The organism is Bifidobacterium callitrichos DSM 23973 (assembly GCF_000741175.1).
GTDB classification, from domain to species: domain Bacteria; phylum Actinomycetota; class Actinomycetes; order Actinomycetales; family Bifidobacteriaceae; genus Bifidobacterium; species Bifidobacterium callitrichos.
In genome coordinates, this window is sequence record NZ_JGYS01000001.1 from 122709 (window position 1) to 145088 (window position 22380).

Annotated in this window: 16 protein-coding genes, 4 tRNA genes and 2 pseudogenes; 6 read left to right on the top strand and 16 right to left on the bottom strand. The window is 61.5% G+C overall.

What is annotated here, in order from left to right:
* Positions 1–66: 66 nt before the first annotated feature.
* Both BCAL_RS12495 and BCAL_RS00560 read right to left on the bottom strand, forming a co-directional pair.
* Positions 67–1047 (bottom strand): NAD(P)-dependent alcohol dehydrogenase, encoded by a 981-nt coding sequence (locus tag BCAL_RS12495; RefSeq protein ID WP_081887156.1) that lies wholly within the window; start codon positions 1045–1047, stop codon positions 67–69.
* 156 nt (positions 1048–1203) lie between these two features.
* Entirely contained in the window at positions 1204–2295 is a 1092-nt protein-coding gene (locus BCAL_RS00560) for a lipocalin-like domain-containing protein (protein WP_043167664.1), read from the bottom strand.
* A 274-nt stretch (positions 2296–2569) separates the two neighbouring features.
* On the opposite strand from BCAL_RS00560, the gene BCAL_RS00565 reads away from it, so the two are divergent.
* Positions 2570–3112: a TetR/AcrR family transcriptional regulator gene (locus BCAL_RS00565; RefSeq protein ID WP_043167662.1), complete on the top strand. Its 543-nt coding sequence runs from the start codon at positions 2570–2572 to the stop codon at positions 3110–3112.
* 537 nt (positions 3113–3649) lie between these two features.
* On the opposite strand, the pseudogene BCAL_RS00570 reads toward BCAL_RS00565, so the two are convergent.
* Positions 3650–5073, bottom strand: a pseudogene (locus BCAL_RS00570) (MFS transporter).
* Between the two features lie 141 nt (positions 5074–5214).
* Here BCAL_RS00570 and BCAL_RS00575 point away from each other — a divergent pair.
* Positions 5215–6135: a LysR family transcriptional regulator gene (locus BCAL_RS00575; protein ID WP_152600438.1), complete on the top strand. Its 921-nt coding sequence runs from the start codon at positions 5215–5217 to the stop codon at positions 6133–6135.
* A gap of 286 nt (positions 6136–6421) precedes the next feature.
* Here the strand turns inward: BCAL_RS00575 and BCAL_RS13605 are convergent, their stop codons facing one another.
* Positions 6422–6808, bottom strand: coding sequence for a hypothetical protein (locus tag BCAL_RS13605; protein ID WP_238549572.1), 387 nt, complete (start codon positions 6806–6808; stop codon positions 6422–6424).
* 663 nt (positions 6809–7471) lie between these two features.
* Positions 7472–7548: transfer RNA gene (locus tag BCAL_RS00585), tRNA-Pro, on the bottom strand.
* Between the two features lie 72 nt (positions 7549–7620).
* Here BCAL_RS00585 and BCAL_RS00590 point away from each other — a divergent pair.
* On the top strand, positions 7621–8919 hold the full coding sequence (locus tag BCAL_RS00590) for an ABC transporter permease (protein WP_081887158.1): 1299 nt from the start codon (positions 7621–7623) through the stop codon (positions 8917–8919).
* An 83-nt stretch (positions 8920–9002) separates the two neighbouring features.
* Positions 9003–9266 (top strand): hypothetical protein, encoded by a 264-nt coding sequence (locus BCAL_RS13610; RefSeq protein WP_043167658.1) that lies wholly within the window; start codon positions 9003–9005, stop codon positions 9264–9266.
* On the opposite strand, the gene BCAL_RS00600 is transcribed toward BCAL_RS13610, so the two are convergent.
* Entirely contained in the window at positions 9256–10143 is an 888-nt protein-coding gene (locus tag BCAL_RS00600) for a hypothetical protein (protein WP_043167656.1), read from the bottom strand. The genes BCAL_RS13610 and BCAL_RS00600 overlap by 11 nt on opposite strands.
* A gap of 239 nt (positions 10144–10382) precedes the next feature.
* On the opposite strand from BCAL_RS00600, the gene BCAL_RS00605 reads away from it, so the two are divergent.
* Together BCAL_RS00605 and aroA are read left to right on the top strand one after the other, a co-directional pair.
* On the top strand, positions 10383–11372 hold the full coding sequence (locus BCAL_RS00605; RefSeq protein WP_043167654.1) for a hypothetical protein: 990 nt from the start codon (positions 10383–10385) through the stop codon (positions 11370–11372).
* Between the two features lie 139 nt (positions 11373–11511).
* The gene (gene aroA, locus BCAL_RS00610) at positions 11512–12849 is read left to right on the top strand and encodes a 3-phosphoshikimate 1-carboxyvinyltransferase (protein WP_043167651.1); all 1338 of its coding nucleotides are present in this window, start codon (positions 11512–11514) and stop codon (positions 12847–12849) included.
* A gap of 144 nt (positions 12850–12993) precedes the next feature.
* Here aroA and BCAL_RS00615 read toward each other — a convergent pair whose 3' ends face one another.
* The 10 genes and pseudogenes from BCAL_RS00615 to guaA form a co-directional block, all read right to left on the bottom strand.
* Positions 12994–14223, bottom strand: a complete 1230-nt coding sequence (locus BCAL_RS00615; protein WP_043167649.1) for an acetate/propionate family kinase — start codon at positions 14221–14223, stop codon at positions 12994–12996.
* Between the two features lie 82 nt (positions 14224–14305).
* Positions 14306–15961: a phosphate acetyltransferase gene (gene pta, locus BCAL_RS00620; RefSeq protein ID WP_162178533.1), complete on the bottom strand. Its 1656-nt coding sequence runs from the start codon at positions 15959–15961 to the stop codon at positions 14306–14308.
* A 164-nt stretch (positions 15962–16125) separates the two neighbouring features.
* Positions 16126–16198 (bottom strand) — tRNA-Ala (locus BCAL_RS00625).
* A gap of 47 nt (positions 16199–16245) precedes the next feature.
* Positions 16246–16318, bottom strand: a tRNA-Ala gene (locus tag BCAL_RS00630).
* Between the two features lie 146 nt (positions 16319–16464).
* Positions 16465–17172 (bottom strand): histidine phosphatase family protein, encoded by a 708-nt coding sequence (locus tag BCAL_RS00635; protein WP_043167675.1) that lies wholly within the window; start codon positions 17170–17172, stop codon positions 16465–16467.
* The gene (gene rsfS / locus BCAL_RS00640) at positions 17169–17585 is read right to left on the bottom strand and encodes a ribosome silencing factor (RefSeq protein ID WP_043167677.1); all 417 of its coding nucleotides are present in this window, start codon (positions 17583–17585) and stop codon (positions 17169–17171) included. Before rsfS ends, BCAL_RS00635 begins: the two co-directional genes overlap by 4 nt.
* Before the next feature lie 90 nt (positions 17586–17675).
* Positions 17676–19067 (bottom strand): bifunctional UDP-N-acetylglucosamine diphosphorylase/glucosamine-1-phosphate N-acetyltransferase GlmU, encoded by a 1392-nt coding sequence (gene glmU, locus BCAL_RS00645; protein WP_043167679.1) that lies wholly within the window; start codon positions 19065–19067, stop codon positions 17676–17678.
* Between the two features lie 106 nt (positions 19068–19173).
* Positions 19174–19244 (bottom strand) — tRNA-Gln (locus BCAL_RS00650).
* A gap of 41 nt (positions 19245–19285) precedes the next feature.
* Positions 19286–20305: a ribose-phosphate diphosphokinase gene (locus BCAL_RS00655; protein WP_043167681.1), complete on the bottom strand. Its 1020-nt coding sequence runs from the start codon at positions 20303–20305 to the stop codon at positions 19286–19288.
* 178 nt (positions 20306–20483) lie between these two features.
* A pseudogene (guaA, locus tag BCAL_RS00660) lies at positions 20484–22045 on the bottom strand (glutamine-hydrolyzing GMP synthase).
* Between the last annotated feature and the right edge of the window lie 335 nt (positions 22046–22380).

The following is a 22380-nucleotide window of genomic DNA, read 5'->3' on the forward strand; positions in this document are numbered from 1 at the left end:
AACTGGCGACATCCTTTTTGATAATTGTTGCTGTTTCTTTTATTCAGGTTCTCAAGAGTTTCCTCTTTATTTAAAATCCATGGAAACAACAACTTTTCCTTGTGTGTGAGAAGATACAATATAACGAATGGCTTCTTTTGTGTCCTGAACGGAATAGATCTTGTCTATATAAGGTAGCAATTTGCCGGTTTCTGCCAGCTCTTTTGCATAAGACAAATAATCATTTTGAGGCATAATAGGTCCAGCAAAATAAGAAAAATTCCTTGATATAAAGGAAAGGAGGAATGCTTTGCTTACTTGTTTCACATCTCCTCCCACACCTACGAAAATCCCGTTTGGTTTTAAAAGTCGTTTATAGTCTTTCATGGAATTGCAACCATTCACTCCTATAATTGCATCAAACTTTGTCTGCGTTTTCGTAAAATCTTCTTTTTTGTAGTCGATTACGTAATCGCACCCCATCTGTTTGGCTAGTTCAAGATTGCGGGTGCTGCATACACCAGTTACGTTTGCGCCCATACTTTTGGCTAATTGCACCGCATATAAACCGACGCCGCCCGAAGAGCCGTAAATCATAACTTGCTGTCCTGCTCTTACATTCCCTTTGCGAAGTGCGCCTAACGCGGTTTCAAAAGAAATGGAAATAGCAGATGCCTGTTCAAAAGTCATATTTTGAGGTTTTACGCAAACATGGTCTTTATCCATAAGAGCATATTCCGCAAAACCGCCTTTAGGAAATGTGCCTGCCGTTTTTCCGTATACACTATCTCCAACTTTCACATGGGTGATATTTTCCCCGACTTCGACAACTACACCTGCAATCTCTGCGCCGATTGGAGAACCTGCGAAGCCCATTAGAGTGGAAATTATTTGCGTCGAGAAAGAAACTTTTGAACTTAATGTTTTAAACCGTTCATAATCTGTGATACTTAAAGCGCAAGCCTTTACAGAAATGAGTACTTGATTGTCCTTTGGAGTAGGTTTATCTATTTCTTTTATTTGCAGTACATCCAAATCTCCGGTCTTCGTATAAATCAATGCCTTCATTTTTCTTCTTTCTGAAATACATGTTCAATCGTGTGGCATCCTGTGATCAAGACAGGCGCGTACTGAGCCTCCCAATGTCCGGCGCCATGCCGGTGCGGCATATCCTTGCGATTGGTCGTACCGCTCGGAATATGGCCGTCCTATGGCAGCGGCTCCTCAGACGTGCTTGCTGAAATCTTCGGTACCGGGATACATGAACTCATAGATGAGCGCTCCGTCACGGTGCAAGGTCTCTTTGCCGCCTTCGGTGACGGTCAGGTCTCCGGTCGCCTCGTAACGGACATAGCTGGGGTCCAGTCCCTTGAGCTTCAGCATCAGCACGGCCGGTGCCGACATCTTGCGCGCCTTGGCGTTCTGGGATTCCAGCACCTTGCGCTCCTCGAGCTCATATTCAATGTGCTTGCCGTTCACGTCGAACGTGTATTTGGAACGCCTGGGATAGTATTTGCCGCTGTCCGGATCTCGGTACTTCTCGATGAGCTGGTAATTGACATCCTTGGTGTTTTCGAAGACGATGTTGCCGTCCTTGTCTTGCAGGAACGCAATCGGGAAACGCTGGTAGCCGTATTTCTTGCTGGCCACCATGTCGAAGACCAGCAGCGAATGGTCCTCGAAGTTGTGACGGGCCCAGAGCCAGTTGTTCCACAAGCTCCAGAACAGCGCGCTGCCCCACTGATGGTCGTGGTAGCCGCGCCCATGCACCTCATGCGGCACGCCATCCAACGTAACGGTGCCGGTCACTTCACCCCGGGGGACGACGCAGAGCCACGTGTAATAATCGTCGCCGAACTCGAAGTAGGAGGTTCCGGGACGATACGGCTTGGACTGGCTTTTCAATGTGATGTCCACGCCGAATCCGTCATCCGACGAATCGACAAGGATCCGATAGGTTTCCAGGTCACCTTGGAACAGATTGCTCCCCAGCCGCACGTCGCAGGCCTCCTTGGCGAAACGGCACTGTTCCGGCCGGAACGCCGGATGCTTCTCGTAAGTCCTACCGTCCTTGGTCACCACCCTGGCCGTAAGGTGTGGACTATCCACACTCTCCTTGGTCCTCATGTTGTCTTTAGGGAAGAACTGGACGACCACGGAACTGCCATCGTCCAGAATCGAGTCGAAATACCACCATTCCCAATGGCCACGAGCGCTGGTATCACGTCGCCCATCCTCCCATTGCTCGACCTTGTCCGGGTTGATACCAAGCTTCACGAAGTCTTCCTTGGTGTCCATCAGTCGCACATCCGTCATGTCAGTCGTACCTTTCATCGATACTGTCCGTCGGTTTCCGGCGTCGCGTCCACCGCCGTATGCGAGCGGTCTCATGCCTATAAGTGAGACGATTCATATCGTCCACTATCAAGGCTAGGGCCCGGCGATCGTGTCGACGTCACGGTGACTGAGCCAATAATCGGCGATCTGACTCACCGGTGAAGATATCCCATCGGCGATTCATGGAATACTGGTTGAGACGATATGTTTCATACGATTCTCAACGAAGGGAGACATCGTGAGCCGGGGCTCTATGGAAAATGATCGCGTGCGCAGGCAGATCACCGAAGCTCTGTTCGCCCTGATGGAACGCAGACGATTTTCCGCCATCACCGTCACCGACATTGTCGCGGAGGCCGGGGTCGCCCGCGCTTCCTACTACCGCAATTTCAAATCAAAGGAGGACGTCATCAACGCATGGATGAGCGACCTGCACGACAGCATCCAGCCCTCCGACACCAAACCGAGGGAATACGACGTATTCGCCCGCGCCAACATCGCCGACGGGTTCGAGCGCTCGCTCACCCGATGCCTGACCGCCAAATCCTACATTCTCACACTGTATCGCAACGGGTTCGCCAGCCTAATCCAGGACATGATTAACGGATACGTACGAGGGATGGCCGGACGAGCACCCATGGGATCCATCGGCCAATACCGACTCTACTTTGTCGCCGGCGCCATGTTCAACATCCTCATCAAGTGGCTCGAGGGAGGTGCCGTCGAATCTCCGCGCGCCATCGCCCAAGCCTGCGCCGACTGGCTAGCGCTCGGTGTCTCCGACAAACCGTGCTGACTGCATTCCGTAAGCCGAACGTCATAACCGGCGATGGTCTGTGGTCATTGTTATCCAGTGTTACCATCAGCCTGTTCGAGGAAATATGACAAAGCCCCACATCCCAAGCGGGAGTAGGGCTTTTGGTCGGGCCGGCGGGATTTGAACCGGCGACATCCTGTTAGGATCGGGGGTTCTTGGCTCGGGCCGCCGGTCTTGGCTCAACTTGAAACCGTTGGAATTATGCCGTTCTTGAGTTTTGAGTTTCTTTGTTCAGACCACCCGGATTGGTAAATCGTGACGGTCATTGTTAGCAAAATGTTAGCGTCCCAGACCATCGAAACAGCTTAAACACTCGGCGCGTCGAAACACTGCTCCAGATGCTCTGTTAGCATCACTGCCCTTCATGATGACGATCTTCTCCGAACAGGTGATTGAAGAGAACTTGACCCGCTCTCCCCATTCACCCTAATTGGAGCTGAATGCGGAATAATCGACCCGTCTCCAACGACTGTCGTTCAAGTGTGGCGGATATCGCCATGAACGGGACACCCGAAGTCAGCGCTCAGCCCAGCGCAGCCGAGCGTAGGCGAATGCGCAGATGAGCAGCAGGGCGGCCGCGATGAACACGGCGCGCAGGGAGCCGTCAAGCGAGGGTGTGAAGGTGGCGACCACACCGAACACGGCCACGCCGATCGCGCCACCGACCTGACGGAACGTGTTGAACACCGCGCTGGCGATACCCGCCTGCTTCTGCTCCACGCTCACCAGCACCAGTCCGGACAGTGCCGGCGTGACCAGTGCGCCGCCAAGGCCGACGACGCTCAGGGCGACGGCGATCACCCATGCGGGCATTGGAGCCGGCACCAGCACCGCGGCAAGGAACCCGACGGCCATGGCAATCAGTCCAATGGACACGGTGAACCGGGTGCCCATCGAGTTGATGACCTGCCCGCTGAACACGTTGGTGACCACCATGACCACCGCGGAGGGAATGAACACCAGCCCAGCGGCGAACGGGCTCATGCCCTGCTCGCTTTGCAGGAACAGGGTGGAGATGAAGACCATGCCGAACCAGTTGAAGATCATGATGAAGCCCACGATCAGCGAGATGCGCATGCCGTCGTTGCGGAACAGGTTCAGCGGCACCATCGGATGCCCGACCTTGGCTTGTGCGATCACGAACAGCACGAGTGCGGCGACGCCGACAGACAGCAGCGCGAGCGTCACCGGCGAGGAGATGCCCAGGGAACCGATTTCGATGACGCCGGCCACCAGCGAGGCGAGGCCAATCAGCGCGAGCGTCTGGCCGAGCCAGTCGAACGAGATGGCACGGGTGGGCGATGGTGCAACCTTCGGTGCAAGAGCGAGCACAATCAGGCAGAACGGCACGTTGACCGCGAAAATCAGGCTCCAGTGGATTGGTGTGAGCAAACCGCCGAACAGTGGGCCGAACGCGGATGCCGAAGCCGAGCCGGCGCCCCACAGGCCGAGGGCGAACGCACGGCGGCGCGGATCGGGATTGGCCTCGTTAATCAAGGCCATCGACGCCGGCAAGATCAGGCTGCGGCCACGCCCATCAGGCAACGGCCGACGATGAGCACCAGCATGGTCCACGCGAAGGTGCTCAGCAGGGATGCCGCTCCGAACAATGCCGTGCCGAAGAAGAACATGCGCTTGGCGCCGAACTTGTCAGACAGACTGCCGGCGAGCAGCAGCAGCGAGGCGAACAGCAGAGTGTACCCGTCGATCATCCACTGCTGCAACGCCATATTGCCGCCAAGGTCGGCGGTGATGGTCGGCAGTGCCACGTTGACAATCATGGTGTCCATACCGGTCAGGAAGAACGCCAGCGAAGTGGCGAAAGTGGTCAGCCCGGCGCTGTAGCGGGCCGAGCGACGCGATGCGCGACGGGTTTCACGCTCGAGGCTTTCGTCTTCGCGCACGAGGCCGAGGGCTGCGGATTCGTTGATTGATGTCATACTCACCTATATCCCATTGGTTTACATGTTTCCGTTTGGTTATTGCAGTAGCTATGGTATGTCTTCAAGACATCAGTAAAACAGCGGTTTATAAATGCTTATGGCTTACATCATATAAACCTTTGGTTTATGGAGGTCGCAATGTACGACAGAAGACTGGACGCGGTGATCGCCGCCGCGCAGACCGGCAGCTTCGCCAAGGCCGGCCATCGCCTGCATATTTCCACGCCGGCGGTGGCCAAACAGGTCAATACGTTCGAAAGGGAATACGGCCTGACGTTGTTCGACCGATCGCGCAGCGGCGTGCAACTCACCAAAGCCGGCCGAGAGTTCGTCGAGGACGCGCGGATGATTGTGCGCCAATGCGAGGAGATCCTGCGCCGTGCGCAACAACGCGGCACCGACGGCATCGCCACCGTTCGTCTTGGCGTTTCCATCCTGCGCCCCGGCCGCCGTATCCTCGATCTATGGCAACGCGACGCCGGCAAGCACACCGACATCCGCCTGGAACTGGTGTCGATGCCCGACGACTCCGAAGCCATCAACGACATCATCACCCATCTCGGCGAAAACATCGACCTGGTCTCCACGGCGTTCGACACCGGCTATTGGAACGACACATGCAGCACCCTCGCCCTCGATTCCGAGCCACTATGCGTGGCCGTGCCACGCAACCACACGCTGGCGAGACGCGCACGACTCACATTGAAAGACCTCGAAGGCACGCGCATCCGCATCCTCATGCGCCATCGCGGCGCCAACGACACAGCTCGGGACTTGTTGGAACAATGCCCTGCCATCGATCTGATCGACATCGACCACTACGACCTTGACACGTTCAACGACTGCGCCGAATCCGGCGACCTGCTCATCTCCAAACCGATGTGGGCCGGCATTCACCCACAGCTCATCAACGTAGCCGTGGACTGGCCCGAACCGGTCATCATGCACTACGGGCTGCTCTATCCGCTCGATGCCACCCCGGCAATTCGCACGTTTATCTCCCGCATCACCGCACTATCCGGCCTTACTGGCGAACCCCGTGCACTACCTCATTCATGATCCTTGGGCCTTTGTCTTCCGGCTCCTGGCTTGCGGGATTGGTGACATCCGCCGTCTACTCGATAGACCGTGGCTCGTGTTCGAGCACGAGTTTCATCTTGCTGTTGTCCATCAGCCACGAGTACAGATTCCGGTCCAGAATCATCGCCAGATCGAAACAGGCCCGCACCGCGTCCGCCAGTGTGATGCGCCGGTTCTCGCCCGGCAGCGGGACGCCGTTGACGAGCGGCTCGTGGTGGGCGACCCGGTTGCGCAGGGCATGCGCGGTCTTGACAATGATCAGCGCTTAGTCTCTTGTCCACTTGGCGTTCGCGTCCGCTGCGTGCCGACGGCCGCCAGGGAAGGACTTGACGATGCCTTTGCGCCAGAGATCGTTCTCGTAATCGGCGCTGCCCTCGTCCGGCCAACGAGCATGGATTGCTCCGCCGTTCTCCAGCAGATTGCGCCAGAACCCGAACGTCAACGCCGCGACGAGATGGCCATGCGTGTGCCATTTCTTCTGCTGGATGGTGAGATGGCCCCATGCCTCACGGATCTGACGCTGAGTACGGTCGTCGAAACGCAGCCCCGCCATGTACCAGTCCTCGGTGCCGGCCTGCTCCAAGGCGATGAGGGACAGCTGCCGATCCATGTGGTTGCGCAAGGCGACTTCAAGGATGGCGATGTCGCCCATGCACGCGCTGGCCATGTCATGATCCCACAGGTACAGTCGCAAAGCCGGGCATGAACGTCTCCGTGCTTCGGAGTCATAGGATGAGAGCCGTTCGTCGGTGATGCACGAGCGTAACGCCTCTCCTGTGGACTGCCCTTCCGGGGAGTCTGTGAGAGGAAATCGGCTGCTGGGTTTGACTGTCGGCTCATAGCCCGTTATCATATTCCATGAAATCCCCCAAAGGGCCTCTCCGGACGGTCTTCGACTGAGCCGTGATGCACTGGGGGTTCTCTTTTATCCGGATGATTTGCCCGGATCCTGTTATCGATGTTATCGAAAGGCTTCCTTCCCGTAGAAGGCCATCTGCTCGTCTCCCCACCATGCAAGAAACCGCTCGGCTATCTCGCCGTTATGCCCGCTGCTGCCGAACGCCTCATCGGTGGAAGCCAAACGCCATTGGTTTCCTGGCCCTCGGCTTCCGCAACCTCGACAACTACATCACCCGCAGCCTGCTACACACCGGAGGATTCAGACACACCATCCAAACCCACCTATGGCAACCCACACCTACACACCAAAATGCGAAGAGCCGTTAAAATCTGCGGTCATTGTTACCGGATTGTTACTGCAGCGGCGTTCCGCATTGAATGGCAGGCTGCAAAACCCAATCGGGAGTAAGGCTTATGGTCGGGCCGGCGGGATTTGAACCCGCGACATCCTGCTCCCAAAGCAGGCGCGCTACCAAACTGCGCTACGGCCCGTATCCGTGCCTAGTATCAGGCACAACCAGTCATTGTACAATACAGGTGGACGTGACACGAAGGAGGTAGGACATGGGCCGTCATCAACGTGCGGAGACCGGCGGCCTGATCTCGTTCATCCTGTGCGCCTGCGTCGGTGCCATCGGCATGAACCTCTACCTGCGGTACGCCCCCGCCATCTGGCAGGTCTCGCAGCGCCGGTTCACCGTCTGCGCGGGCATCGTCGCCGCCTGCGCCGTAGTGTCGTTCTGCGTCGGATACATCTCCAACTCCCGCTCAATGACCCTGAAGAACGGCTGGCTCGCGCCGATCCGCCGCATCATCGAGACGCTGGCCCTCTCCACCGTGTACGCCGCGACCACGTTCCTGTCGTCGTTCGCGCTGCTCGGCGCGATCAACGAGATGATGGGCACGCTGTTCGTCGGATACATGTCGTCGGTGTGCGCCGCATTCGCCGGAGTCGTCGGCTATATGACGTTCGTGCAGGCGGAGATGATGAGCGCGAAGACCCTCGCCTCCCTGCTGCCGTTCTTCGTGATCGCCGGCGTGAGCGTCGCGGGACTGACCACGGACGACCCATACTGGTATCACAACAACTTCTCCCAGCTGGGGGACAGGACCACCTTCGCCGCCACGATGTTCAACTCCACGCTGATGCTGGCCGGCGTGTGTATCATCATCGTCAGCTACTTCGCGGTCTCCGAACTGCTGACCACCGAACGACTCATGCGCCTATGGCACGACCACACGCGTGACGACCCCAATCGCGGCTACGACATCCCGCATTTCGTCACGCGCATGACCGTACTCGCCGTGCTGCTCACCCTGTCCGGTCTCGCATTCATAGGCATCGGCGCGTTCCGCTACACGCCGCACAACCTGATGCACAACATCTGCGCGAAGGGACTGCCGTTCATCATGCTGCTGCTGTTCCTGCTGCTGCCATGGCTCGCGCCACGCATCGGCAAGGCGGTGATGGTCGTCTCCGATCTCGTCGCACTGGTGTGCGCGGGATTCTGGGCCAACATGATGCTCGGCCACAACACCCTGACCAACGTCGAGGCGCTTGCAGGTCTGCTCTTCCTCGGATGGTTCATCGTCTTCTCCAGGCAGATCGCCGCGATCGAGGCGGATCGTGTCACGATGCAGCTCGTGCGCCATCAGGCGCAGCTGCAGCTCGAGGACAATGGTGAGGGACAGTCGGACGACAACGCCCAGATCGACTCCGACGTCGATGCGAGCACCGGTACCGGATCGCAGACCGTTCCCATGAGCATCACGGCGAATGTTACGGCCGGCACCTCTATACACGCAGACGCGCACAAGCCGTCAACCGCCATGCCGGAGTCACGCATCGCCTCCGACCGCTGATCAACGTAGACCCGCGCTACGATGAACCCATGAGCAATTCGCAACGAGGTGCATCGTCGACAACCGGGGACTGACTCCCACCCGTGTCCCTGCTCATGTTCCTCATGATGCTGTGCGCCGGCGCCGCCGAGCAGGGCATGAGCGGCGATCTGGGATGTGCGGGAGGTCCGTCGTTGGTCGGTTTCGTCGCCTCCGCCAACGGCGACGATCTCAGGACGGGTCTGTTGTTCGGATCCCTCTTCGCGCTGATCCTGCTCGTGTGCGTCTTCGTCGCCGGACGGATGAGACGTGTCGGGCACGGATCTGCGGTGGTGACGCGAGACGGCGAATCCGCGGCTAGGCGATGAATCGCAGGTAGGTGCGGTCGTCGAACGACTTCAGGCCGGCCGTGAAACCCTTCGTGGAACGGTATTCGCGGATGAGCTGCGGGTCCTCACGGCGCAGCCGCTCCAGCTCGTGTTCCGAATCGTCCAACGTGGGTGCGAGTAGGGGATAGCCGTCCGAGGCGAGCACCACCTCGTCACCGGGACGGACAAGCACGACGTGGATCGGATACGTCGGATCGGTGAACCCGTCGAATACGAAATAGCCGTATTCGCCCCGTCGGTTCGCGAACTGCGACTGGAGCCGCAGGAACGGCAGGATCATCTCGCGTGCGGGATCGTCGGGTGGCATGCGTGCTCCGGCTGCGGTCTCGGCGTCACCGACATCGTCCAAGGTGTCCTGTTCGCCCTCCGCGTCCCGTTTCTTGCCTGCTTCCATGAGCCGCAAAGCCTGCGCCGCGAACGACCGCAGGTCGCCCAGCAGCTCGTCCACCTTTTTCAACGTGGGCGTTTGCACGCCGTTGACCATGATCTGGCAGTCGCCGAACAGCCACGCCTCGCCCTTCGACACGCTATACACCACGGCATTGGCCTGCAGACGTTCCAACGGCTCATGCTCGAAGAACGACGGGCCCAGCGGATGCGCCTGATACGCGGCCCGGAACCGTTCATCCACCAGATACTGGACGTCCCTCATGCCCGCATCTGCGGGCAGCGACGCCAGTACATCCAGCATCGCCTCCTTCGCCACCACGCCGCCGCTCGGATCCCACGGATGACGCACGCTCTTGCCGGTCACGCCATCCACCACCGCGGCGAACCGATCCGAGACGAACAGCCCGTCCTCATTGAGCGTCTGATCCGTATGCTTGCCTCGGCAGCATTGCTCGATGATTCTCATAAGACACCTCCGACGTCACGACGATTCCGTCATCCACCGTGATCCACTGTATCCATCGTGTATCCTCCGTGCATCCGTGCCCCACGGATGGCCGTTTCTTGGTCAGTCCTCCCGATTACCCTGAGAATGTTCACCACCGCATCGGACGGATTCGACCGGACGCTTTCGGCAGACGATTGCGATGACGGCCGATTTCCGCTGCGATTCCGCCATACGATGGCGCAAGCAAGGGAGACCGCATGACCGACGTGCAGGACAGGAACGTCACCGACGACGAACGTGACGAACACAACGAACGAAACGGCAGTCAGGTCGATATCGTGCCGCTGGACGCTCCCGGCATGCGTTCGCCGATCGAAGCGCCCGACTTCGACGAGCTCATTCGCCCGGTCGAGCTCAAACGCAGGCGTCCTCCGCTGCCGACCATCATCGGCACCATCGTCGCCGTAATCGCGGTCATCGCGGTGGTCGTGGCGCTGATCGTGCTCAAGCCGTTCTCCGCCGTACGCGCCTCCGACTATTCGACGGCTGCGCAGCAGACCTCCACGATGGCCAAGCAGTACGCGGCCACGTCGGCGGCCGTCGATGACGCGTTCAAGTTCCTCTACGCACAGGGCGTCTCCTATGACGCCTCCAAGGAGCAGACCCTCAAGGCGCAGGCCTCCAAACTCGGCAAATCGGTGGACGCATTCGCCGATCTGCGGGCGGCCAAGGATCCCGACGTACTCGCCGCGTACACCGTCTACGCCACGCAGGCCAAGCATTTCGTGCGATTGTCCGAGAACCTGGCGGATTCCGCACAGCCGCTGTCCGCAATGGTCACGGCATGCGGCAAGACCCCCAGCGGCACGATGTACGATGCCGATTTCATCACCAACTATGAGCAGTACATCGCCACGTGCAAGGCCGCGGTGGAGCCTCTGGACGACGCGAAGGCACAGGTCGTCTCCGAGTTCTCCTCCACCCTCGGACGCACGCTCGATCAGATGACCGCGATCATCAACCAGATGAAGGCGATCGGCGATCCCTCGTCGTATTCCTCCAGCTCCGATCAGGGCAAGCAGCTGAAGGATCTCTCCTCGCAGCTCGTCGACCTCGACACCTCCTACGGCGCGCTCAACACCCTTCAGGAGCAGCTGCGTCAGTCACGGGAGAACGCGGACCCGACCGCCCTGCTCGACAAACTCAACGTCGCGATCCAACAGGGATACCAGCGCAACGGCAAGTAGCGTCCGTTCGTCCCCACATGGGGCTTGGCGATGTTGATGGTCCGTCCGACGAATGCCTGAGACGAACGCCCGGCCGATAGTGACACTGCGGTGGACATGCGGCTTCTTCAGTTCGCAGACGCCTTATACGATGGGGCGTATGAGCGAAACGAAGCATGAGAGCCTGTGGGCCGCGCCCACGCCCGATGGCCCGATCGACGCGACCATCACCATCCCCGGCAGCAAGTCCCTGTCGAACCGGTATCTGATCCTCGCCGCATTGGGATCGAAGCCGGTCACGCTGGTGGGACTGCTGCGCTCCCGGGACACCGAATTGATGATGGGTGCCCTTGAGGCGCTTGGCGTGACCTGTGCCGTCGATCCGGACAACGACACCACCGTTACCGTGACGCCCCCGGCCTCCGGCCGCTTCCGCGGCAATGTGGACGTATTCTGCGGCCTCGCCGGAACCGTGATGCGATTTGTGCCCGGTCTCGCGCTGTTCGCAGACGATGCCGTGCGATTCGACGGCGACGAACAGGCGTACGCACGTCCGATGAAGCCCGTACTCGACGGACTCGAGCAGTTGGGTGCGACGATCGAATACCACGGTGAGGAGGGCTTCCTGCCGTTCACGGTCACGCCGCCGAAGACATTGCCGGATTCCCTTGCCAAGGTGTCGATCGACTCCTCCGGTTCGTCCCAGTTCATCTCCGGACTGCTGCTTGTCGGCTCGCGTCTGCCCGCAGGACTCGAACTGACGCACACGGGGGAGAGGACCCCGAGCCTGCCGCACATCCGCATGACCGTCGCCGACGTCAACGGCGCCGGCGGCCATGCCACGGCCGATGAGGCGCATCACCTGTGGAGTGTCGAACACCGCGAACTTCAGCTGCCCGAGCGCGTGGTCGTCGAACCGGACCTGTCGAACGCGGCGCCGTTCCTCGGAGCGGCGCTGATCGCCGGAGGGCGTGTCCGCGTGCCCCACTGGCCGGTCGAGACCACCCAGCCCGGCGGTCTCCTGCCCGGATATCTTGAGGCGATGGGCGCGCGCATCACGTTCCCCGAGGAGAACGGCGTGCGCTACTGTGCCGTGGAATCCGACGGGAGCATCCATGGCCTCGGCGACTTCGACCTGACTGCGGCCGGTGAGATCGCGCCCTCCCTGGCGGCGATCCTCGTCTTCGCCGACAAGCCCACGAACATGATCGGCATCGGACATCTGCGCGGCCATGAGACGAACAGACTCGCCGCACTCGTCACTGAGATCACGCGGATCGGCGGTCAGGCGGCCGAGCTTCCGGACGGCATCGCCATCACGCCGGTGCCGGCGGACCGGCTGCACGGCGCGGTGATGGAGACCTACGCCGATCACCGCATGGCCACGTTCGCCGCGATGGTCGGACTCAAGGTGCCCGGTGTGGATGTGGTCGACGTCGAAACCACCAGAAAGACGCTGCCCGACTTCGTGGGCATGTGGAACAGACTGCTCGGATAGCTGTTCGGAAATCCTGACAAGCAGCATCCGGAAACGGCAGGGGCCTGCATCGGAGTTCGGATGAACCCGATGCAGGCCCCTGCCTGTCTTCGCGTCGGATCGCCCGCTTCGGCGGCGACCTGACGGCTCAGGCGATCAGACTACTTACTTGGCGAACTTGTTGCCGTAGGTGTCCTCGCCGGCCTCGGCGATGGCGGCGGACTTGCGGGCGATGGCCAGCTCCTCGTTGGTCGGGATCACGGCGATGATCACGGAGGAATCCGGCGTGGAGATGATGCGCGGCTGCTTGGAACGGGTCGCGTTCTTCTCCTCGTCCAGCTTGACGCCGAACGGAGCGAGCTTGTCGCACACCATCTTGCGCACGATGTCATCGTTCTCGCCGACACCGGCGGTGAAGGTGATCACGTCGCAGCCACCCATCTGGTAGGTGTAGTTGCCGATGTAGCTGACGATGCGGTGCACGTAGACGTCGAGGGCCAGCTTGGCGTCCTCGTTGCCCTCGGCCACCAGACGGTGGACCTCGCGCAGATCGCCGAAGCCGGTCATGCCCATCATGCCGGAGCGCTTGTTGAACAGGGCGTCGAGCTCGTCGACGTTCATGTGGGCGTTGCGGATCAGGTGGAAGACCACGGCCGGGTCGATGTCACCGGTACGGCCGCCCATGACGAGGCCCTCGAGCGGGGTCAGACCCATGGAGGTCTCGACCGGCTTGCCGGACACCTCGGCGGAGGCGGAGGCACCGTTGCCGATGTGCAGGACGATCTGCTTGAGACCCTCGGCCGGCTTGCCGACGACCTCCGGCACCACGGAGGAGATGAACTCGTGGGAGGTGCCGTGGGCGCCGTAGCGGCGGATATGGTACTGATCGGCGATCTCCTTGTTCAGCGCGTAGGTGCTGGCGGCCTTCGGCAGCTGGAAGAAGAAGGAGGAGTCGAAGACGAAGATCTGCGGCACGTCCGGCAGCAGGGAGCGCATGACCTCGGCGCCCTTGGCCTCCGGGCCGTTGTGCAGCGGGGCGAGCACGGCAAGATCCTTGACCTGGTTGATGGTCTTGTCGGTGACCAGCGCCGGCTTCGGGAAGATGGAGCCGCCCTGGACGACGCGGTGGCCGACGGCCACGATGCCCGCCTCGGACAGGTTCGGACCATACTCCTCGAAGAAGCCGAGCACGCGCTTGAGGCCCTGCTCGTGATCGTGGATCGGCTCCTCGAGCTCGTGCTTCTCGCCGTTGTACTCGTGCTTGTAGTGGCCGTCGATCGGCTCGCCGATCTTCTCGACGAGGCCGGAAGCGAGGCCTTCGCCGGTTTCAAGGTCGACCAGCTGGTACTTGATAGAGCTGGAACCGGAATTGATGACAAGGACGGTTTTCGCCATTGTGGGCATCCTCCATTGTGATTTGTCTGTTTCCCGCTGACACGGGTTACCGTTAGTCAGACTACTCGCTACTTACTACAAACTACTGGGCTTCGATGGCGGTCAGGGCGATCGTGTTGATGATGTCCTGAACGAGGGCGCCGCGGCTCAGATCGTTGACAGGCTTGTTGAGACCCTGCAGGATCGGTCCGATGGCGAGTGCCCCGGAGGAGCGCTGCACGGCCTTGTACCCGATGTTGCCGGCGCACAGGTCCGGGAAGACGAACACGTTGACGTGACCCGCCACATCGTTGCCCTTGGCCTTGGTGGCGGCCACGGTCGGCGACCATGCGGCATCGAACTGGATGGAGCCGACGACCGGCAGATCCGGCGCCTTCTCCTTGAGCAGACGGGTGGCCTCCTCGACGACGTCCACATCCGGGCCCTTGCCCGAGCCGAGCGTGGAGTAGGAGAGCATGCCGACCTTCGGATCGATGCCGAACGCCCTTGCGGTCTCGGCGGACTGCAGCGCGATCTCGGAAAGCTGTTCGGCGTCCGGGTTCAAGTTGATCGCGCAGTCGGCGAACACGGCCACATGATCCTTGAAGCACATGAGGAACGAGCCGGAGACGAGCTTCTGGCCGGGCTTGGTCTTGATGACCTGCAGAGCCGGGCGCACGGTGTTAGCGGTGGAGTTGATCGAACCGGAGACGAGGCCATCGGCGTAGCCGAGCACGACAAGCATCGTGCCGAAGTAGCTCGCGTCCTTCAGCTGCTGGCGGGCCTGCTCCTCGGTCATGCCCTTCTTGGCGCGCAGTTCGCACAGCTTGGCGACCATCGGCATGAGCACGTTCTCGTCGTCGATCGCCTGGAAGCGGGCGCGGTCCAGATGGTTCAGCCCGAGCTCCCTGCCGCGGGCGAGGATCGCGTTCTTGTCGCCGACGATGATGAGGTTGACGATCTCGCGCTGGAGCAGGTAGTCGGCCGCCTTGATGATGCGGTCCTCCTCGCCTTCGGGCAGAACGATCGTCTTCTTGTTGGTCTTGGCCTTGCCGAGCAGGGAGAACTGGAAGGCGTACGGGGTGATGGGGAAGGTCACGTCCACGTTGAGCGCCGCGAGCACCTCCTCGGTGGGCACGTTCTTGCGGAACGTCTCCAGAGCCACGTCCTTGGTGGAGGCGTCGGTGAACTGCACCTGCGGGATCGTCCACACCGGCAGACCATACTTGGCGAGCGTCTCCTTGACGGAGAAGGCGTGGCGCGGCTCGCAGCCGGTCACGAAGATGCCGAGCACCTTGTTGCCGGCGGCCTCCATGCCCTCGATGGAAAGTTTGACGGTCTCGTCGAGCTCGTGCGGCCAGCGGTCGATGGTGGCGATGGTCAGGAACACGCCGGCCTCGAGATCGGCGGCCACGTTCGCGTTGAACTCGTAGGTGGTCGGATCGTTGACGTGGGACTTGTCCGTGCCGACGATCAGCGCGGCCTCGGCGCGGGAGACTTCGAGCGCGTCGTTGAAGGCGCCGACGATGTCGCCGCGGGCGGTCTCCTTGTCGCGCCTGACCTCATGGATGTCGAGGCCGGTCGACAGGGCCACGCCGAGTCCGGCGTTGGATGCGGCCAGCAGCACCGGGGTGAAGTCGTCGTGATTGGACACGGCGGGGCGGAACACCATCGTCTTGTACTTCGAGGTCAGTGCATTGAGCACGCCGTAGGCCACGACGTTGCGGCCATTGGCGCCTTCCGGGCTAGCGATATACACACGGGTTACGGTCACGATGTCTTGTCTCCTTTGATAACAGGTAGGGACCTCGCCCATTATAACGACGGTTTGTTGACGCCAACGGTATCGGGGGAGAGTTTTGTAGGACCGAACAACGAAAAATCCCGGACCGCTCTTGTAAAGCGATCCGGGATCCGTGATCGTGGAGCTAAGGGGATTCGAACCCCTGACCCTCTCCATGCCATGGAGATGCGCTACCAGCTGCGCCATAGCCCCGTGTTGAGTTATGTGGTGAACAAGTTCGACTGTGTCGGCTTGTTTCGTGGAGCTAAGGGGATTCGAACCCCTGACCCTCTCCATGCCATGGAGATGCGCTACCAGCTGCGCCATAGCCCCGTGTTCAATTGTTTGGCTTGCTTTTTGAGCCTCGTATACATTACGACGACATGCGGATTCCGGCAAATACGGCGTGTCGCGTGTGTGTCGCACACATGAACCGCAGTGCCGGAATCCTTTGTTTCCGGGCTTTTCCCAAGCCTTTCCTAGCGTTCGCGCTCCCATTCGGGGGTGTCGGCGACGGCGGGACCGTGGTTGTAGTCCGTCAGTCGCCAACGTACTGAACCGTCCGGCAGATCCATCGGATCGAGTCTGACCCAGTGCGCGTTGCGCATCGCTGTGAACGTCGAGAACGTGGGATCGACCTCGTTCACCCCAAGCAGGGTCTGCAGGGTCTGAGCGATCCATGCCCCGTGCGAGAAGACGAACAGGTCGGTGTCGTCCCCGGCGAGCGTGGACCAGTAGGAGAGCGCCTCGACGCCTCGGGAACCCACGTGCTCCTTGGGTTCGGCGCCGTACTTGAGTTCACCGCCCTGATGCAGCCTCCACGAGCGGAAGTCCTCGGGGTAGCGTTCGGCCAGTTCGGCCACGGCATGGCCGTCCCAGTCTCCGAAGCTGCGTTCGCGCACGCGCGTGTCGTCATGCACCTCGACTCCCGCCTCGACGCCACCGAGCACGTCGGCGAACGCCTGCGCGGTGGCGTGGGCGCGGGAGAGATCGGAGCATACGATCAGTCTGCTGCTTGTCTCGGGACGCTGATCGACATACACGGCCTTGAGCCATGCGGCGGTCTGGGCCACCTGCCAGCGGCCCACGGCGTCCAGCGGGATGTCGACCTGTCCCTGCAGCTTGTGCGCCGCGTTGTAAGAGGTGCGTCCGTGGCGCACCAAGAAGATGGAACGGACGTGTTTCATCGTTCCACGCTTTCCACCGCAATGTTCTCCGGATGCGCGCTCTCCGGATGCTCGAGTTCGAGATCGATCTGCGGGCAGTCGCGCCACAGGCGTTCGAGACCGTAGAACTCGCGCGACTCCTCGTGCATGACGTGGATCACGTAGTCGCCGTAGTCGAGCAGCACCCACTGGCCTTCGGTCAGTCCCTCACGCTCGCGCGGGCTGCGTCCGCCGCACTTGACGTACAGGTCCTTTTCGATCTCCTCGGCCACGGCGAGCACCTGGCGTTCGTTGGACGCGCCGGCGATCATCACGATGTCGGTGATGCCCAGAGGGCCGGTCACGTCGAAGGCGACGATGTCGGTGGCCTTGACTCGGTCGGCCGCCTGGGCGGCGATGCGGATGTCGTCGATGGATGACTGCAATGCGGGCATGGATCTCCTCTATGCGGTTGTATGTCTATGCGGTTATGTCGGTTATGTCGGTGCGTTCGCGTTGGTGCGCACGTATGGTCGGGCTGCGGCTCAGCGCTCCCAGGCGGGCTTCCAGCCCTCGACGTTGTGCTGCGTGTTCTCGGAGTAGACCATCGTGTCGTCGGGCACGGGATGACGGACGACGGATCCGGCGCCGGTGGTCACGTTGTCGCCGACCTCGACGGGGGCCACGAACAGGTTGCCGGCGCCGACGTGGCATCCGGCCCCGATGTGCGTCTTGTTCTTGTGCACGCCATCGTAGTTGGCGGTGATGGTGCCGCCGCCGATGTTGGTGTGGTCGCCGAGCGTGGCGTCGCCCATGTAGCTCAGGTGCGGCACCTTGGTGCCGTTGCCGATGTGCGCCTTCTTCATCTCGACGAACGCGCCGGCCTTCGATTCCTCGCCCAGTTCGTTGCCGGGACGCAGGTACGTCCACGGTCCGATGTTCGCGGCGCGGCCGATGTGCGTCTCCTGCACGCGGGAGCGCTCGACGGTGGCCTCGGCATCGACGGTGGCGTCGATGAGCGTGGTGTACGGGCCGACCACGGCCTCCTCGCCGATGACGGTATGACCCTGCAGGAAGCATCCGGGCAGGATCACCGCGTCACGGCCGATCTCGACCTCGTCGTCGATCCACGTGGTCTCCGGATCGAGGATCGTCACGCCGCCGCGCATCCATGCCTCGCACACGCGACGGTTGTGCGCCTTGGCGAGCGCGGCGAGCTGCACGCGGTCGTTCACGCCCTCGACGCTCAGCGGGTCGGGTGCGGTGAACGCGCCGACCTTGCCGGCCGAACGGGCGGTCTCGAGCGCGTCGGTCAGGTAGAACTCGCCCTGCGCGTTGTTGGACTTGAGATCCGCGATGGCGCGCGTGAGCAGTTCGGCGTCGAACACGTACACGGACGTGTTCACCTCCTGCACGGCCAGTTCGCTGCGATTGGCGTCCTTCTGTTCGACGATGCGCAGCACGTTGCCGTCACGATCGCGGATGATGCGGCCATAGCCGGTCGGGTCGTCGAGCACGGTCGTCAGGACCGTGGCGCCGTTGCCGGATTCGGTGTGGAAGGCGACGAGACGTTCCAGCGTGGCGGCGTCGAGCAGCGGCATGTCGGAGGCGGCGATGAGCACCGGGCCGGTGATCGGGCCGTGCTCGGTCAGCTGCGCCATCGCGCACTGCACGGCACGACCGGTGCCGGGGATGTCGTCCTGGTTGACGATGGTGACCGATTCGTCGTACGACCGGGCCGCCGCGGCGACGCGGTCGGCCTGGAAGTGGACCACGACCGCGAGGGTTGCCGGATCGAGCGCCCTGACGGAGGCCATCACACGGTTGAGGAAGGTGCGTCCGGCGAAGGTGTGCAGCACCTTCGGCTTGTTGGAACGCATGCGGGTGCCTTCTCCCGCGGCGAGAACGATTGCGGCGGTCAATGCCGAGGATGCCATGAGTGTGTCGTTTCCCTTCACTGGCTGGTTTGATACATGGTGCTTATCCAAGCACCTAACAATAGACGGCCGACCGGATGAGTACCGGTCGGCCGTCCTGACGGTGTTCCCCCACCTGGATTCGAACCAAGACAAAGGGTTCCAAAGGCCCGTGTGCTGCCATTACACCATGGGGGAGCGGCGGGCGAACCCGCCAAGTGTTCATTTATACCATAAGGTCAGGCGAACAGGAAACCCTGACCGTGGTGTTCGGGGTACGTGTCGAACAGCTCGGCCACGGAACCATCCTCGAACACGGCGCGGATGGCGCCGGCCAGCAGCGGGGCGATGGACAGGACGGTCAGGCCGTCCCAGCGCTTCTCCTCCGGGATCGGCACGGTGTCGGTCAGCACGACCTCGCGGGCGCCGCACGACTTGAGTCGTTCAACGGCGGGGCCGGAGAGCACGCCGTGCGTGGCGACGACGGTGACGGACCTGGCGCCGGCGTCCTTGAGCACGTTGCATGCGCCGACGATGGTGCCGGCCGTGTCGATGAGGTCGTCGACGAGCACGCAGTCCTTGCCCTTGACGTCGCCGACGACGCGGTTGGAGACGGCCTGGTTCGGACGGGTGATGTCACGCGTCTTGTGGACGAAGGCGAGGGGGCCGCCGCCGAGGCGCTGCGCCCACTGCTCGGCCACGCGGATGCGGCCGGCGTCGGGGGAGACGACCGCGACGTTGTCGAGGTGACCCTGGAAGCGGTCGCGGATGTAGTCGACGAGCACCGGCATGGCGATGAGATGATCGACCGGACCATCGAAGAAGCCCTGCGACTGCGCGGCATGCAGGTCGACCGACATGATGCGGTCGGCGCCGGCGGTCTTGAGCAGGTCGAAGACGAGACGGCAGGAGATGGGCTCGCGGCCGCGGTGCTTCTTGTCCTGCCGGGAGTAGCCCAGCATCGGGCATACGGCGGTGATGGAACGCGCGGATGCGCGCTTCAGGGCGTCGATCATGATGAGCTGTTCCATGATCGCCTTGTTGATCGGCTTGTAGTGGCTTTGCAGCACGAACACATCGGCGCCGCGCACCGATTCGGTGTAGCGCACGTACATCTCGCCATTGGCGAAGTCATAGGCGGTGGTTTCCAACAGGTCGATGCCGAGCTGTTCGGCGACGTCCTGCGCGAGTTTCGGATGAACCCTTCCCGTAACGAGTATCAGGTTCTTGTCGGGCTTCCCTTCGAGGATTGCGCTCACCGTATCTCCCAAACGTCATTTGAAGTTTTCGCTTGCGTCATCCAAGTGTAGTGGCTCGCGCCGACCGGCCGCGCGCCGCCCTTGCGAGGGTCTCTCGTACGAAAAGGAGCGCCGCCCGGGGACGGACGGCGCTCCTTATGTTATTCATGCTTCAGCCGTTGGTGCTGCACGCATGACGTCACTCCCATTCGATGGTTGCCGGCGGCTTGGACGTGCAGTCCAGCACCACGCGGTTGATCTGGCGGCATTCGTTGGTGATGCGCGTGGAGATGGCGGCGAGCACGTCGTAGGGCAGACGCGACCAGTCGGCGGTCATGGCGTCCTCGGAGGAGACGGGGCGCAGGACGATGGGGGAGCCGTAGGTGCGTTCGTCGCCCTGGACGCCGACGGAGTGGACGTCGGCGAGGAGCACGACGGGGCACTGCCAGATGTCGCGGTCGAGGCCGGCCTTGGTGAGCTCCTCACGGGCGATGGCGTCGGCCTCGCGCAGCAGATCGAGGCGCTCCCTGGTGATCTCGCCGATGATGCGGATGCCGAGGCCCGGTCCGGGGAACGGCTGGCGCCAGACGATCTCGTCGGGCAGGCCGAGCTCGGTGCCGATGGCGCGCACCTCGTCCTTGAACAGGGTGCGCAGCGGCTCGATGAGCTGGAACTTGATGTCCTTGGGCAGACCGCCGACGTTGTGGTGGCTCTTGATGTTGGCCGCGCCGTCGCCGCCGCCGGATTCGACGACGTCGGGGTAGAGGGTGCCCTGCACGAGGAACTTGACTTCCTTGCCGCGGGCGCCGGCCTCCTCGAGCACCTGACGCTGGGCCTTCTCGAAGGTGCGGATGAACTTCTCGCCGATGATCTTGCGCTTGCGCTCGGGCTCGGAGACGCCCTTGAGGGCCTCGAGGAAGTCGTCGGCGGCGTCGACGGTGATCAGGCGGATGCCGGTGGCCTCGACGAAGTCATGCTTGACCTGCTCGACCTCGCCCTTCCTGAGCAGGCCGTGGTCGACGAACACGCAGGTGAGCTGGTCGCCGATGGCCTTGTGCACGAGGGCGGCCGCGACGGCGGAGTCGACGCCGCCGGACAGGCCGCAGATGACCTCGGCGTCGCCGACCTGCTCGCGGATCTTCTTGACCTGGTCGTCGATGATGGAGGAGGCGTTCCAGTCGTCGGGCAGTCCGGCGCAGTCGTGCAGGAACGTCTCGATGAGCTCCTGGCCGCGCGGGGTGTGCTTGACCTCAGGGTGCCACTGCACGCCGTAGAGTCCGCGGGAGCGGTCCTCCATGGCGGCCACGGGGGCGCCCTCTGTGTGGGCGAGGACGTCGAAGCCTGCGGGGCGGTCTTGACGGCGACGCCGTGGCTCATCCACGTGCTCTGTTCGGACGGGGAGCCGGCGAGGATGCCCTCCGCCCTGTCGATGACGGTCTCGGTCTTGCCGTATTCGCCGAGGGCCGCCTTGTCGACGTCGGCGCCGAGGGCGTAGGCCATGGCCTGGAAGCCGTAGCAGATGCCGAGCACCGGGACGCCGGCCTCGAACAGCTTCGGGTCGACGCGCGGGGCGCCGGGCTCGAACACGGAGGCCGGGCCTCCGGAGAGGATGATCGCCTTCGGATCCTTCGCCAGCATCTCGTCGACCGGCATCGAATGGGGCACGAGCTCGGAATATACATTGGCCTCACGCACGCGGCGGGCGATGAGCTGGGCGTACTGGGCTCCGAAGTCGACGACGAGCACAGGACCTGTTGCCATGGAAATTCCCCTAACGTTTATCGTGATGTAACTTGGGTGGTGTCACGTTGATTATCCCTATCGAGCCAGACAAGGGTTAAAGGCGTAGTTTCTGTGCGAAAAACGCACAAACAACGTATGGGGATTCCGTCAACACGCCGATAGTGAACATGGCGAATCGAACGTCGGCTTTCGTTGCAAAATGGCGGATTGCCGCGATATTCCAACGTTTTCATTGCATGCCTGCGTTAAACCCATGCGCACAATCGATCGGCTAATTCACACAAAACCAGCAATTTTCGCAACATTTTCGAACACACCCGCAAGAAATCGTTCAAAAGTCGCGTTGTCCTCGT